Genomic DNA, 14750 nt, shown 5'->3' with positions numbered 1-14750 from the left:
GCCCGAGCGAACCGGGCACCGATGCAGGCGTCGGGGCCGGTCAGCGCCGGGCGATCAGCTCAGCGGTGCCGGTGGCCGGTGTCCTTGGAATGCACTGCCTGGAGCGCTATACGACGATAATCGTCGATGAATGAGACGCCGTGCGTCATCGGGTCCTCCTCGGGTGTCCACGCCCTGGGGTACGTCCCGACGGCCGAAGTATCCTGGCTTCCGGATCGACGCTCTCCCCCGGCCTTCCAACCGCAGACACACGGCCGTGACTCACGAGGGGGGATCGCTCCCCGGTGACAGTGGCGGGACCGCGTCGGATTCGCACCGACTTCCTTCACTGCCGTCAGGCCGCGAATGCTGCCACACCGCCGCGCCGCCGGTCAACGCGGACCCCACCCCCACCCGACCACGCTCACCACATTGACCTGCGGAAATATCGGCGCGCGGGGGATGCATCTCGCCGCAATGGCGGGCTGGGCGAACTGGTTGATCGGCCCTGCGGACTGGCCCGTGGCAGGGGGCGGAGTGTTCACGCGGCCCCTTTGGAGCTGATGTCGTAGACGATTCAGCCGCCTCGGCTCCCGGTCCGCGCATCGGCTTCAGGTCCGGCCGTACGGCGATATCGCCAACGATTCAGCTCCAAAGGCGCCGAACGACACATGCCCGGGACCGAACACGCCACGCGCGACGACCGACACCGGTCGACGCCCCGATCAGCGGGCGTGGCGTTCCGGGTGGGCCCGGCTCCAGGTCCGCATCCGTTCCGGGTAGCCGGTGCGCGCCGCCTCGTACAGCGGCACCGCGTGCTTGCGGGCGATGGCCCCGGCCGCGCGGGGCGTTCCGGTACGGCGGCGGATCCACTCGCCGTCGTGGGCGATCGCCACCACCGTGGTGTCGGTCGCGGTGGTCTCCGGTTCCAGGTAGAACTCCACCCCGCGACGGGTGGCGACGAACGCCTCCAGCGCCGCGAGGTCGTCGCGGGTCGCCTCCCGGTCCAGCTTCGTCGGGGTCGCCTCGGCACCCCGTGACCGGCGGTTGAACCAGCTCATGCCCGCCCCTCTCCTCGACGTCCCTCCAGTGCAGCACCGGTTCCTGGCAATACGCTGCACGCCGGATGGGAGAGAGCTGACCTGCGTCGGGAAATCCCTGTGGAACCCGCAGCGGGTGGGCGGTGTCATGAGTGTGATCCGAACGGAGGCTCCCCTGGACGACGAGGCGCTCGTCACCCGCGCTCGGGCAGGCGACCTGGAGGCGTACGACCTCCTGGTCACCCGGCACACCGCGTCCGCGTACCGGACCGCGGTGCTGCTCGGCGCGGGCTCGGACTCCGAGGACGTCATCCAGGAGGCGTTTGTGAAGGCGTACCGGAAGCTGTCCCGTTACCGGGGCGACGCGTCCTTCCGGTCGTGGCTGCTCGCGATCGTCGCGAACGAGACCCGTAACCTGCACCGCTCGCGTGGCCGGCGCGACGGGCTCGTCCTACGGGCGGCGGCAGCGGACCCGACGTCCGAGGTCGCCGAGGACGACGCGGTCGGCGCGGTCCTCGCCGGGGAGCGCCGAGCGTCGCTGGTGCGGGCCCTGCGACAACTGCCGGTACGGGACCGCGAGGTGATCGTCTGCCGGTTCTTCCTCGATCTCACCGAGGAGGAGACGGTGGCGGCTCTGGGCTGGCCCCGGGGCACGGTGAAGTCGCGGACGTCCCGGGCGCTGGCGAAGCTTCGTGGCCTGCTCGACCGTGAGGAGGTCCGGCATGGGTGACCTCGAACGGGAACTGCGCGACCTGTCCGCCTGGCTGGACACCCCCGATCCGCCCGACGTGACCGCCCGCGTCCGCGTACGACTCGGCACGCCCGCGCCCCGGCGGCGCCGGTGGCGATCGCTCGCCGTGGTCGCGCTCGTCGGCCTGCTGGTGGCGGTGTTGCCGCCGACGCGGGCCGCGATCGCCGACGTCGTCACGGGGCTGCTGCGCTTCGCCGGGGTCAGCATCGCCACCTCACCCGCCCCGACGCCGCCCGGCGGCACCGCGTCGCCGTTGCCCGGGCAGCGGGCCGTCGCCCTGGACGAGGCCCAACGGGCGGTGCGGTTTCCGATCCGCCTACCGGCGATGCTGGGCACGCCCGAGCAGGTGCTGGTCGCCGACCCGGACGCCACGGGCCGGTACCGGGTGGCGACGCTGCTCTACGACGGGGGCGCGCTGCGCGTCGACGCGTTCGACGGTCACCTCGACCTGGCCTTCCACAAGGAGGTGACTCCGCCGGGCGCGAACTGGGTCCAGGTCAACGGCGACTTCGCCGTCTGGGTCGACGGCCCGCACGTGTTGTCCTACGTGGACCGGGCAGGCGGGATCCGCCGGGAGACCGCCCGACTTGCCGGCTCGACCCTGATCTGGCAGGACAACGACGTGAGCTACCGGCTTGAGGGCACCCTCACCAGGGCCGAGGCGATCGAGATCGCGCGCTCACTGGGCTAGTACGCGTTCGGGTCCCAGTCTGCGAGTTGCTCCATCGGCTGGATGTCGCCGGTGGTCTCCAGGTCGTCGAGCGGGACGCGCTCGTAGAAGTAGAGCACCATGTCGCTCGCTGTGCCTCGCATCGCCATGTCGCCCGGCTGCGCGTCGGCGGCGAGGTCGTCGCAGCGGACCCCGTCGGCGTCGAGGGTCAGGCGCCAGGAGCGGCCCTCGGTCGTGTGCAGGTCGATGGTCGCCGGGTTGAACGGCCAGGGGACGGTCGTCGCCGCGACGGTCGTCAGGAACTCGTCGACGCCTTCGACCGCGACGTCCGTCGGCAGCGGCTGTGCGGCCCCCTGGGTGAGTTGGGCGTCGTAGGTGTGGACGGCCAACTCCTGGATCTGGTGTCGGGCCACGGCTCCGCTGGTCTGCGGGGCCTGCGAGCGACCCCACCAGGTCCAGCAGCCGCGGTTCGGGCCGGCCGCGCGCATCGCGTCGAGCATGAGCTCGGTCGACTCGGCCAGCCAGGCGTCCAGGGCTTCGCGGTCGCGGGGCGCTGTCGGGGCGCCCTTCGGGTCCGTCCTCGCCGGGGGCTCAGCACCCGGGCCCGCCGCGATGATGGCGGCCTGGCGGCGGCGGCCGTCGCCGAGGTGCTGCGCCAGGTCGCGCAGCGTCCAGTCCGGACAGGTGGGGACCTGGACATCAAGGTCGGGGGCGGACGCGATCGCGGCGCGGACCGCGGCTGAGCGGTCTTCGATCAACCGCAGGACCTCGGGGAAAGCCAAGATGTTCTGCACCTCGGCTGTGTACCACTACGCTGCGACCACGGACAGCGAATTTGTCGGACGAACGCGTGAACAGCCGCCCGGCGCCGTCCGGAACTCCGCGCACCGCTCGCCAACGGCGACCATTCCTGACCCACGCCGGCCGGGCAGCACTGGTTCCTGGCCGGTCAGCCCGGTCTACGAGCCGTCTCGGCCCTGCCAGGTCGTCACACAAGCCTCGTTACGTCCGAGGCTGCCCGCCGACTCGGTGTCTGTTCCACGTAGGCATCCTCACATGCGCCCGTGAGGGTCTGTCCCCTCCGGCGTCGCCGCCAACCCGGTAGACGTTCCCGGTCACAGGACCAGGAACCCGGCGGGCCTGGGCGGTGTCGGAAAGGTGCGACGAGTTCTCGGCGCGTACCGGAAGGGGCGAGATGGGTTCCTGGGGCAGGTTGATGCTGGCATCCTCGGTGGTCCTGCTGGCGGGGTGCACGACCACCACCAGCGGCGCGGCACCCACGGCGGGTGCGGCAACCACGGCGAGCACCGCGACCACCTGCGCGGCGCGGGTCGAGACGGGGTCCCTGCCCGACTGGGCGGACGCCGGGTTCAGCGGGGACGCGCGGGTTCCGCACGTCTTCGGCGCGAAGGGTGACATCGTGGCGGTGCTGTTCGCCCATCCCCTGCGGCAGGTCCGAACGGACGGGTCGAACAACAAGATCCTCTGGGTGGCTCGCGCCGCCACGACCTCGCCCGACCCGGCCGCACCGGCAACCCTGGTGATCACCGCGAGGCTGGACGGCACCGACACCCGGGTGATCCGGGAGGTCGCCGGTGGCCCCGGTCCGTCGATCATCGACCTGCCGCAGGCCGGTTGCTGGCGCCTCGACCTGCGCTGGTCCGGGCACACCGACACGATGGACCTGGTCTACGCCCCCTGAGCCAGTGCCCCGGCTGGCTAGGCTGCCTGGCGTGCTGGAGGACGTGCGGACCGCGGCCCGCAACAACGCCGAATGGTGCGACATCGTCTGCGGCAGCCACGGGTTGGCCGGCCGTACCGACGCCGACGCCTGGTCGGTCCCGCACCGTTCGCCAACCTGGTACCCGGACGCGGTCACCCTGCGGCCGGGCGTCGACGCCGAGGCCCTGCTGGCCCGGATCGACACGGGGCCCGGCGCGTCGGTGAAGGACAGCTTCGCCGACCTCGACCTGTCCGGGTACGGGTTCCGGGTGCTCTTCGACGCCCAGTGGATCCGCCGGCCGCCGTCGGCACCACCTGTCGACACACCGCTGGCCCCGGTCACCACACCCGACGAGCTGGCGGCCTGGGCGGCGGCCCACGGCGGTGCGGAGCTGTTCCGCCCCGCGCTCCTGGCCGACCCCCGGGTACGGGTTCTCGCCCGCCGCGACGACCGGGGTGTGATCATCGGTGGGGCGGTGCTCAGCGGCGACGGCCCGTACGGCGTCTCCAACCTGTTCACCCGCACCGACAACTCCCGGGACATCTGGCGCGCGGTGTGCGCCACCCTGCCCAACGCACCGCTGGTCGGCTACGAAACCACCCCGGACCTCACGCCGGCGCTCTCCGCCGGCTTCACCACCACCGGCCCACTCCGCATCTGGCTGCACGCCTGACGCTCCGGCCACTGGCTGCGCGCGCGGACAGCTATGCTGGGCGGCATCGGCACCGATCCGGCCATCACCGGGGAGCCTCCGGAAGAACGGGCAGCTCCGCCGCCCCAGTAGAACCGGACGTAGCGGCACGTCACGTCGCGAAATTGAGCGGCGCCTGCACCATCGAGGCGCAAGCGGGGTGGTACCGCGGAGTCCTGGCCATACGCCCGGCACTTCGTCCCCGCGTGGGCAGTGAGCTGATGCCCGCGCGAGCGGACGTGGAGTGTAGGGAGAACGTCGGTGCCGGACGGTCCGTTGAAGTCACCATTCGTGCCACTGCCCACCAAGATCGACCTTGGTGGGATGGACCGTGCGGTCATCGAGTGGTGGCAGGCCAACAACGTGTTCGACCGGAGTCTGGAGCAGACGGCCGACGGTCCGCCGTGGGTGTTCTACGAGGGGCCGCCGACCGCCAACGGCACACCGGGCACCCACCACATCGAGGCGAGGGTCTTCAAGGACCTCTTTCCCCGGTACCGGACGATGCGGGGCTTCTCGGTGCCGCGCCGTGCCGGGTGGGACTGCCACGGCCTGCCCGTTGAGCTCGCGGTGGAGAAGGAACTGGGGCTCAGCGGCAAGCCCGACATCGAGAAGATGGGCGTCGCGGAGTTCAACGCCCTGTGCCGCACCTCGGTGCTGCGGCACGTGGACGAGTTCGTCCAGCTCAGCGAACGCATGGGTTACTGGATCGACCTGGAGCATCCGTACCAGACCATGTCCCCGGAGTACGTGGACAGCGTCTGGTGGTCACTGAAGCAGATCCACGACGGCGGGCGACTGGTGGAGGACTTCCGGGTCGCGCCGTACTGCACCCGCGACGGCACGACACTGTCCGACCACGAGGTGGCCCAGGGGTACGAGACCGTTACCGACCCCTCCGTGTACGTGCGGTTTCCGTTGCGCGGGGACGTAGCCGGCCACAGCGGCGTCGACCTGCTGGTCTGGACCACCACCCCGTGGACCCTGGTGTCCAACACCGCCGTCGCCGTCCATCCCACCGTGACGTACGCCCTCGCCCGCACCGGGGAGGGCACGTTCGTCGTCGCCGAACCGCTGACCCAGCGGGTCCTCGGCGACGAGGCGGAGATCCTGGCGACCGTACCCGGGTCGGCCCTGGAGGGTTTGCGGTACGAGCGACCGTTCGACCTGGTGGACATCCCGGACGCGCACCGGGTGGTCCTCGCGGAGTACGTCACGACCGAGGACGGCACCGGCCTGGTGCACCAGGCGCCGGCCTTCGGCGCGGACGACCTCGCCGTCTGCCGCGCGTACGGGTTGCCGCTGGTGAACCCGGTCGCTCCGAACGGGCGGTTCAACGACGGCATCGACCTGGTCGGTGGGGTGTTCTTCAAGGACGCCGACGCCTTGCTCATCGACCGCCTGAAGAAGTCTGGTCGGTTGTTCCGCCACGAACCGTTCGAGCACCCCTACCCGCACTGCTGGCGGTGCCACACGCCGCTGATGTACTACGCCCAGCCGTCCTGGTACATCCGGACGACCGAGGTCCGCGACGAGCTGACGCGGGAGAACGAGAACACCAACTGGTTCCCGGAGCACATCAAACACGGCCGCTACGGCGACTGGCTGAAGAACAACATCGACTGGGCGGTGTCCCGCGCCCGGTACTGGGGAACCCCGCTGCCGCTGTGGCGATGCCCGGACAACCACGTGACGGCGGTTGGTTCCCGTACGGAGCTCGGGGAACTGGCCGGCGCCGACCTGTCCGAGCTGGATCCGCACCGCCCGTACGTCGACGAGATCACCTTCGCCTGCCCGGACTGCGGCCAGATCGCCACCCGCGTCCCCGAGGTGATCGACGCCTGGTACGACTCCGGGGCGATGCCGTTCGCGTCGTTGGGCTACCCCCACGTGCCGGGCAGCAAGGAGATCTTCGAGCGCACCTACCCGGCCCAGTTCATCTGCGAGGCGATCGATCAGACGCGGGGGTGGTTCTACACGCTGATGGCGGTGGGCACACTGGTCTTCGACCGGTCCCCGTACGAGAACGTCGTCTGCCTCGGGCACATCCTGGCCGAGGACGGCCGCAAGATGAGCAAACACCTGGGCAACATCCTGCTGCCGATCCCGTTGATGGACACGCACGGCGCCGACGCGGTGCGCTGGTTCATGGCGTGCTCCGGCTCGCCCTGGTCGCCGCGCCGGATCGGGCCCGGCCCGCTCGACGAGATCGTCCGCAAGGTGTTGATGACCTACTGGAACACCGCGGCGTTCTTCTCCCTCTACGCGGCGAACTCGACGTGGGCGCCGCATCTGGCGCAGCCGGTCGCCCAGCGACCGGTGTTGGACCGGTGGATCGTCGGCGAGGTCCACGCCCTCGCGGCCGCCGTCGACGAACGGATGCAGAACTACGACACGGCGCGCGCCGGCCGACTGCTCGCCGACTTCATCGACGACCTGTCGAACTGGTACGTACGGCGGTCGCGGCAGCGTTTCTGGGAGGGCGACCCCGACGCCCTCACCACCCTGTACGAGTGCCTCGACATCCTCACGCGGCTACTGGCACCGTTCATTCCCTTCGTCACGGAGGAGGTGTGGCAGCAGGTTGTCCGCCGCGGTGCCGGGTCGGCTCCGGAGTCGGTGCACCTGGCGACCTGGCCCACACCCGACACCGCGCTGATCAGCACGGAGTTGTCGGCACAGGTGGCCACGGCGCGGGCGTTGGCTGAGGCGGGACGATCCGCGCGCAAGGCGAGCAGTCTGCGGATCCGTCAGCCGCTGAGCCGGGCACTCGTGGGGCTGCCGGCCGGCACCGTTTTCCCGCAGGCGTTGCTGGACGACATCGGCGACGAGTTGAACGTGAAGGTCCTCCAGCCGCTCGATCCCCAGAGCGGGGTCATCGACGTGCAGGTCAAAGCGAACTTCCGGACCCTGGGCCGCCGGTTCGGCAACCGCACCCAGCACGTCGCGAAGGCGATCGCCGCCGTGGCCCCCCGAGACCTGGTCGACGGCGTCCGGGCGAACGGGACGTACCCACTGTCGGTCGACGGTGCGCAGGTCGAGGTGGGTCTGGACGACATCCTGATCACGGAGGTGCCGCGCACCGGTTGGGTCGTGGAGTCCCAGCGCGGCGCGACGATCGCGTTGGACACCGAGATCACCCCCGAACTGGCAGCCGAGGGCGTCGCACGCGACGTCGTACGCACCATCCAGCAGGCCCGCCGCGACGCCGACTTCGAGGTCGCCGACCGGATCACGGTGTCGATCGCCGCCCCCGCGGACGTCGCGGCGGCGATCTCCACACACCAGAAGCTCATCGCGCACGAGACCCTCGCGCTCCAGTTGACGGTTGTGGACGCGTTGTCGGAGGGGTTCTCCGGCACGGTGGGCGACGGTCAGGAGATCGTGGTGCACGTCGTGCGGGCCTGAGCGGCGACGGGGTGGACGATCACTGGAGGCGGGTCAGGTCTTCCGGGGTCAGGCGCAGGGCTCCGGCGGCGATGTTCTGCGCCAGGTGCTCCGGGTCCGAGGTGCCGGGGATGGCGAGCACGTGGGGGCCCTGATGCAGGGTCCAGGCGAGGCGTACCTGCTGCGGGGTGACGCCGTGGGCGCGGGCGACCGCCTCCACGGCCTCGCCCTGCGCGGTGCTCGCGCCCGCCTCCCGCTTGGTGCCGGCCAGCGCGAAGAACGGCACGTAGGCGATGCCCCGCTCACCGCAGAGCCGGACGAGCGCGTCCTGCTCCCGGTAGGCGTCCACCCCGTAGTTGTTCTGCACGCAGACCACCGGAGCGATGCCCGCCACCTCGTCCAGCTGTTCCGCCCGGACGTTGGAGAGCCCGAGGTGCCGGATCAGCCCGGCGGTCCGCAACTCGGCGAGCGCGCCGAACCGGTCGGCCACCGGCACCGCACCCGGCCCCCGGCCGAGGCGCAGGTTCACCACGTCGAGCTGGTCGCGGCCGAGCCGGCGAAGGTTCTCCTCCACCTGGGCCCGCAACTGCGCCGGGGTGAACGCCTCGGTGAAGCCCGCCTCCGGGTCGTACCCGAAACCGACCTTGGTGGCGATCACCAGGTCCTCCGGGTACGGGGCGAGCGCCGCGCGGATCAGCTCGGTGGCGTAGCGGGCCGGGCCGGTGCCGACGCGCAGGGTGCCACCGGGCGAGACGTAGAACGCGGCAGTGTCGATGTGGTTGACGCCCAGCTCCACGGCGCGGCGCAGCAGGGCGACGGCCCGGTCGGGGTCGGGGTTCGCGGTGATCCGCATGGAGCCGAAGCCCATCCGGTGCACGGTGCGGTCGCCCAGGGTCCAGGTGCCCGCCGCGGCGGCGGTGATCTCATCGGTTGGCATCGGGCGACCGTAACCAGTGCGGGTGCGCGGCGCAGTCGGCCGCGCACCCGATACCGCCCGGCGGCGAAGTGGGTTAGTTTTTAACTACCGACGGAGCAGTTTCAGCGGAGCGCTGGGGGCGCAGCACCGGCACCAGCAGCAGGGTCGGCAGCAGCAGCAACGGCACCGCCAGCAGCGCGCGTAGGGTGCCGACCTCGTCGCCGACCAGCCCCAGCAACGGCGGGCCACCGAGGAACGCGGTGTAGCCGATCACCGCGACCACGCTCACCCGCACCGCCGCGTGCGCCTCGTCGTCGGCCGCCGCGCTCATCCCGACCGGGAAGCCCAGCGACGCGCCCAGGCCCCACAGCGCGACGCCGATGACGGCCACCGGCCCGGAGCCCGCCAGCACGGCCAGGCCGGCGCCGACCACGGCGAGGCCGATGGTGCCGCTGAGCACCGGTACCCGACCCCACCGGTCCAGCGCGATGGTGCCGACGGTGCGTCCGACTGTCATACCCACCACGAAGACCGCGAAGACCGCCGCGCCGGCGGCCTCGCTCAAATCCCGCCCATCGATGAACGCGACGGCCAGCCAGTCGTTGGCGGCACCCTCGGTGAACGCCGCCACCAGCACGAACAGCCCGATCAGCAGGGTGCGCGGCTCCCGCCAGGCGGCGAGTTGCGCCCGGCGACGGGCCGCCGGGGTGGCGTCCGCCGGGTCGCCGGTGTGGTCGCTGCCCACGGGAAGGAACGTCCGGGCGGCGAGCGCGGTGCCGGTCAACACGACCACCGCCACCGCGACGAGATGCGCGCCGACCGACACGTCGAACCGGGCCGCCCCGGCGCCGAGCGCCGCTCCGGCCACCGAACCGAGGCTCCACCCGGCGTGGAACCGGGGCATGATCGTACGGCCCAGCCGCCGTTCCACCGCCGCGCCCTCGACGTTCATCGCCACGTCGCAGGCGCCGGAGCCGTAGCCGAGGCCGACCAGTCCCAGGGCGACGATGGCGAACGACCCGGTCATCGTGGCGCCCAGCCCCGCCACGGTCAGGCCGACCGCGACCAGCACGGTGGCCATCGTGACGGTGCGGGCCGCACCGAATCGCTGGGCGAGCAGGCCGGAGGTGGGCATGGCCAGCAGCGCGCCGACGCTCATCGCCAGCAGCAGCAGCCCGAGTCGGCCGGCGGAAAGGTCCAGCGCCTCCCGGACCGCCGGGACGCGGGAGAACCAGCTGCCGACGGCGAGCCCGTTGAGGGTGAACGTGACGGCGACGCCGTTGCGGGCGAGCCGCACCGTCCGCAGGGTCGGCGATGCGGTGTCCCGGGCTACGGGTTGACTGGTGGGGGCGCTCACGAGGGTAGGTCCTCTTTCTCGGGGTGATCTCCTGGCACGATCGCACACCTGAGAGCGCTACCACCACAACCGGGAACCGCCCCTTACCGCTGCTGCTCCGGCCAGGGCATGATGTGAGCAGGCGTTGGTCCGACCGGACGGGCCGCCGCAGGAGGCGACGATGACGACAGCGGCACAGCGACCGGCCACTCTCGAGGACGTGGCCCGGGTCGCCGGGGTGTCCCGGTCCACGGCGTCGCGGGTGATCGCCGGCACGGGGTTCGCCTCGCCGGCCGCCCGGAAACAGGTCACGGCAGCCGTCGACCAGCTCGGCTACGTGCCCAACCCGGCCGCCCGGGCGCTGGTCAGCGGCGGGGGCGGCGTACGCCTCGTCGTGGCCGTTCTGGGCACCAGCGCCGCGGTGCTGGACGACCCGTACGTGCACCAGGTGGTCGGCGCGGCCGCCCGGGTGTGCACGCCCGCCGGTGTCGGGGTGGCGCTGTACTGGCTGCCGTTCGGCGACCCCCGCAGCCTCGACCAACTCGACGGGGATCGCAGCGTGTGCGGGGTGATCCTGGTCAACACCACCGAGGACCTGCTGGCCTCGGTGCCCCGGTCGCTGCGCGGTCGGGTGGTCTCGATCGGCGTCGGCTCGGCGACCGTGCCGTCGTTCGACGTCGACAACGCCGCCGGCTCCGAAGCGGTGCTGCGCCACCTGTACGCCTCGGGTCGCCGCCGGATCGCCATGGTGACCGGCCCCCGGTGGCTGCCCTGCGCGCAACGCCCGGTGCAGACGTACCGCCGACTGATGGCCGAGGCCGGTCTGCCGGAGCGGATACTCCCCGGGGACTTCAGGGCGGCGCGCGGCCGGACGGCGGCCGGCGAGGCCCTGCGCCGCTGGCCGGACATCGACGCGATCTACGCGATCAGCGACGACACCGCGCTCGGGGTGATCGCGGGCCTGCGGGACGCCGGTGCGCGGGTGCCCGCGGACGTCGCGGTGGCCGGTTTCGACGACATTCCGTTGGCCGGGATGACCGCCCCGGCGCTGACCACGGCGAGTCATCCGGTGGGGCGGATCGCCGTCGCCGCGGCCACCGCCCTGCTGGACGGGCGCCCGGCGGCCCCGGTGACCCTCTTCCCGTCCGCCCTGGTGGCGAGGGCCAGCGCCTGAGTCGACGCTCGGTCGAGCGCGCTGACGGTTAACCCCGTACGGGCCGGGTAACCGCGTCGGACCTTTCGTCCACCGTGAGGAGCGCCGACCCGTGTCCGACTCCGCGCCGTCGCACTGGGACCCGGCGCCGAGCCCCCGGGACGGCCGGTTGACCGCCCGCCGCCACCCGCCGGTGGCGTCGGGCCGCACCGGGCTGGTGCCGATGACCGGCCCCGACGGTGACCGGCTGGCCCTGGGGTACGCCCCGGAGCTCGCGACCGACGGTTCGGCGTACCGGTTGGTGCTGCTCCTGCACGGTGCGGGCGGTTCGGCGCGACAGGGGCTGGACCTGCTGTTGCCGGTCGCGGACGCGCAGCATCTGCTGCTGGTCGCCCCGGACTCGTCGGCGGCCAGTTGGGACCTGATCGCCGGCGGCTTCGGGGCGGACGTGGGGCGCATCGACGGGCTGCTGGCGACCGTCTTCGACACCTACCCGGTGGCCGACGTGACGGTCGGCGGCTTCTCCGACGGCGCCTCGTACGCGTTGTCGCTGGGCCTGGCGAACGGGGATCTGGTCGACGCGGTGCTGGCCTTCTCCCCCGGTTTCGCCGCGCCACCGGTCACCCACGGCCGGCCACGGATCTTCATCTCGCACGGCGTCGACGACCGGGTGCTGCCCATCGACGTGTGCAGCCGCCGTCTCGTCCCCCGCCTGCACGATCTCGGCTACGACGTGACCTACCAGGAGTTCCCCGGCGGCCACGACATCCCCGCCCCGATCCGCGATTCCGCCGTCGCCTGGCTCACCGCCCATCCTCCACGGGCAGGGAACCAGCGTTGAGCAGTACGGACGTCAGACCGGCGGGAGGCCGAGGGCGTCGTCGACGCGGGCGAGGACGGCCACGTCGTCCTCCGGGTTGACGCCGCGCAGCAGGTCGATGGCCGTTGCCCGGACCTGACCGATGATCATCGCGAGGGGGAGGGTCTGCGTGGGACCGAAGAGCTGCCCAGCGGCGTGCACCGCGGCCAACGCCGACTCGTCGGCCCGGGTGGCGTGTCGGTCGGCGGTGTCCTCCTGCCCGTTCAGGTCCGCGGCGAGGGCGGCACCGGCCTGACGGACCGCCTCGGCCAGTGACCGCAGGGCGGCGCCCAGCTCGGGCGGGGCCGGGGTGTGCAGCCGGCTGAGGGTCACGCCCGCACGGGCCAGCACCCGGACGTTGCGGACCGCGTAGTCGATCTGCCGGATCGACTCGTCCACCGAGCGCAGCCGACCGATGTGCCGACGTCGACGGACGTTGAGCCGCAGCGCCTCACCGGCGGCCAGCACACCGTCGCGCAGCCCGTCCACCCGGGCGTCCATCCCCCGCGCCTGCCTCAGCGCGGCGACCGCCGCCGGCTCGTCGCGGTCGTCCAGCGCCTCGGCGATCCCGCCGAGCAGCCCGGCCAACTCGTCGAAGGTCCGCCGTACCTCGGCGACCAGCGGTGCCAGCGGACGCCGGGCGTCGACCAACAGGCTGGCCGCGAGGGCGACCGCGCCGCCGACCAGCGCGTCGACGAAGCGGAACGGCACCAACGAGCCGTCCGGCGGTGCGACCACCACCAGGTAGAGCGCGGAGACCGCCGCCTGCACCAGCGTCACGCCGGTGGCGCCGAAGGCCACCGCGAGGAGCACGGTGAGCAGGATGACGGTGAACACCGTCCAGGTGCTGCCCGGGCCGAGCGCCTGCACCACCAGGTCCGCGACGAGCACCCCGGCGGCGACCCCGAGGATCACCTCGACGGCCCGGCGGATGCGCTGCCCCCGGGCCTGCCCGAGGACGATCAGCGCGGCGGCCGGCGCGAAGAACGGCTGCGGGTGTCCGAGCAACCGGGTAGCCAGCAGCCAGGCCACGGTCGCCGCGACGGTCGCCTCCAGCACCGGCCGCCAGCCGTGCCGCAACCGCCCGCCGGCCGTCCGCAGGCCGCTGAACCGCACCATCGCCCAACCTCTCCCACCCACGCCGGCCGGCCCGCCGCCCCGGCCGACCACCCCGACCCGACACGGCACGGCATTGTCAGGTCACGACAGACACCACCAGCTCACGACGGCACACCGCCAAAGTTCGACATCACGCCGCCGGCTCACCGCAGCACGCCGTCCGCTCCCCCTTTGGAGCTGATGCCGTAAACGAATCAGGCTCGATGTCGTAAACGATTCAGCTCCAAAGGGCCCGCCCACGGCACATGTCGGCAGCCCACGGCATCCCGAGGCGATCGTCTCCCATCACGCGTCGGAGCTGATCACCGGGTTGCCCGCGACCGCCCGAGTGCCAGCGCGCCGTCAGGCCCGCACACCGTCAGGCCCACGGACCACCAGGCCCGCACACCGTCAGGCCCGCACACCGTCGGGTACGCGCGCTGCCGGGCTCGCGCACACCAGGCCCGGCGACCCGCTCGGCGACCGGCGGGGTCGGGTCAGCTTCCGGTGAGGGCGCGCAGCAGCGTACGGACGGCGGCGCTCAGGTCGGCCCGGCTGGCGACCGTACCGGGCTGTGGCGCGCTGAGCGCGCCCGCGCCGGCCAGTCGGTCGAAGAGCAGCCCGTCCACGAACGCCACGAACTGGTCGCCCTGCCGGTCGGGGTCGTTGGCCCCGGCCCGGGTCAGCAGGTCCCGGGCCTGCACCCGTAGGCCGGTGCCGTGTTCCAGGATGCCGCGCAGCTCGGGCCGGTGCACCGCCTCCAGCAGGCAGGCGTAGCGGGCGAGGCTCCGGCTTCGTCCGGTGCTCAACCAGCGGTCGAGCACCTCGGCGACGCCGGCGGCGAGCGCGTCGAGGTCGCCGCTGTCGAGCCGGGGGGCCGGGGTCGGGGGTGGCGGGCCGGTCGGCAGGTCGTACGCGGCCAGGTCGGCCCGGTCCCGCTCGGCGAGCCGTCCGACGACCGCCTCGATCAGCGCCTGACGGGTCCGCAGGTACGCGGAGGTGGTGCCCGGCGGCATTCCGGCGCGGCCGTCGACCGCCCGGTGGGTCAGGGCTCGCATGCCACCGTCGGCGATCAGTTCGATGGCCGCGTCGGTCAGCGTCGCGATCCGGTTCGCCCGCGCCGTCATGGCACTCCTCCCTTCCGGTG

The 14750-nt window shown here is 72.5% G+C and carries 13 protein-coding genes and 1 riboswitch; of the genes, 7 read left to right on the top strand and 6 right to left on the bottom strand.

The features are described 5' to 3' along the window. Positions 1 to 174: 174 nt before the first annotated feature. Positions 175 to 351, bottom strand: a riboswitch (cobalamin riboswitch). Between the two features lie 353 nt (positions 352 to 704). Next, positions 705 to 1040: a hypothetical protein gene (locus ABTW72_RS25780; RefSeq protein ID WP_112588084.1), complete on the bottom strand. Its 336-nt coding sequence runs from the start codon at positions 1038 to 1040 to the stop codon at positions 705 to 707. A 127-nt stretch (positions 1041 to 1167) separates the two neighbouring features. Between ABTW72_RS25780 and ABTW72_RS25775 the strand changes: the two genes are divergently transcribed. Both ABTW72_RS25775 and ABTW72_RS25770 read left to right on the top strand, forming a co-directional pair. Continuing rightward, on the top strand, positions 1168 to 1749 hold the full coding sequence (locus ABTW72_RS25775) for an RNA polymerase sigma factor (protein ID WP_350862592.1): 582 nt from the start codon (positions 1168 to 1170) through the stop codon (positions 1747 to 1749). After that, on the top strand, positions 1742 to 2461 hold the full coding sequence (locus ABTW72_RS25770; protein WP_350862589.1) for a hypothetical protein: 720 nt from the start codon (positions 1742 to 1744) through the stop codon (positions 2459 to 2461). The genes ABTW72_RS25775 and ABTW72_RS25770 overlap by 8 nt, the downstream gene beginning before the upstream one ends. On the opposite strand, the gene ABTW72_RS25765 is transcribed toward ABTW72_RS25770, so the two are convergent. Further along, the gene (locus ABTW72_RS25765) at positions 2458 to 3234 is read right to left on the bottom strand and encodes a maleylpyruvate isomerase N-terminal domain-containing protein (RefSeq protein ID WP_350862586.1); all 777 of its coding nucleotides are present in this window, start codon (positions 3232 to 3234) and stop codon (positions 2458 to 2460) included. The two genes, ABTW72_RS25770 and ABTW72_RS25765, sit on opposite strands and share 4 nt — an antisense overlap. A 422-nt stretch (positions 3235 to 3656) precedes the next feature. Here ABTW72_RS25765 and ABTW72_RS25760 point away from each other — a divergent pair, with 422 nt between their 5' ends. From ABTW72_RS25760 to ileS, 3 genes are all read left to right on the top strand, one after another. Further along, on the top strand, positions 3657 to 4142 hold the full coding sequence (locus ABTW72_RS25760) for a hypothetical protein (RefSeq protein WP_350862584.1): 486 nt from the start codon (positions 3657 to 3659) through the stop codon (positions 4140 to 4142). A gap of 31 nt (positions 4143 to 4173) precedes the next feature. Then, positions 4174 to 4836, top strand: coding sequence for a hypothetical protein (locus ABTW72_RS25755; RefSeq protein ID WP_350862581.1), 663 nt, complete (start codon positions 4174 to 4176; stop codon positions 4834 to 4836). Between the two features lie 279 nt (positions 4837 to 5115). Next, a complete protein-coding gene (gene ileS / locus ABTW72_RS25750; RefSeq protein WP_350862578.1) occupies positions 5116 to 8262 on the top strand; it encodes an isoleucine--tRNA ligase in 3147 nt (1048 codons plus the stop codon). Between the two features lie 19 nt (positions 8263 to 8281). Here the strand turns inward: ileS and ABTW72_RS25745 are convergent, their stop codons facing one another. Next, a complete protein-coding gene (locus ABTW72_RS25745; protein ID WP_350862575.1) occupies positions 8282 to 9178 on the bottom strand; it encodes an aldo/keto reductase in 897 nt (298 codons plus the stop codon). A 73-nt stretch (positions 9179 to 9251) separates the two neighbouring features. Beyond that, on the bottom strand, positions 9252 to 10514 hold the full coding sequence (locus tag ABTW72_RS25740; RefSeq protein WP_502892245.1) for an MFS transporter: 1263 nt from the start codon (positions 10512 to 10514) through the stop codon (positions 9252 to 9254). A 160-nt stretch (positions 10515 to 10674) separates the two neighbouring features. On the opposite strand from ABTW72_RS25740, the gene ABTW72_RS25735 reads away from it, so the two are divergent. Both ABTW72_RS25735 and ABTW72_RS25730 read left to right on the top strand, forming a co-directional pair. Further along, positions 10675 to 11667 (top strand): LacI family DNA-binding transcriptional regulator, encoded by a 993-nt coding sequence (locus ABTW72_RS25735; protein ID WP_350862573.1) that lies wholly within the window; start codon positions 10675 to 10677, stop codon positions 11665 to 11667. 91 nt (positions 11668 to 11758) lie between these two features. Further along, positions 11759 to 12487, top strand: a complete 729-nt coding sequence (locus ABTW72_RS25730; RefSeq protein WP_350862570.1) for an alpha/beta hydrolase — start codon at positions 11759 to 11761, stop codon at positions 12485 to 12487. Between the two features lie 12 nt (positions 12488 to 12499). Here ABTW72_RS25730 and ABTW72_RS25725 read toward each other — a convergent pair whose 3' ends face one another. After that, a complete protein-coding gene (locus ABTW72_RS25725) occupies positions 12500 to 13624 on the bottom strand; it encodes an FUSC family protein (RefSeq protein ID WP_350862567.1) in 1125 nt (374 codons plus the stop codon). Between the two features lie 476 nt (positions 13625 to 14100). Then, positions 14101 to 14730 (bottom strand): TetR/AcrR family transcriptional regulator, encoded by a 630-nt coding sequence (locus ABTW72_RS25720; protein ID WP_350862564.1) that lies wholly within the window; start codon positions 14728 to 14730, stop codon positions 14101 to 14103. Positions 14731 to 14750 lie beyond the last annotated feature (20 nt).

This window comes from Micromonospora sp. NPDC127501 (genome assembly GCF_040302185.1).
Taxonomy (GTDB): Bacteria; Actinomycetota; Actinomycetes; order Mycobacteriales; family Micromonosporaceae; genus Micromonospora.
This window is presented reverse-complemented; position numbering and strand designations above follow the sequence as displayed.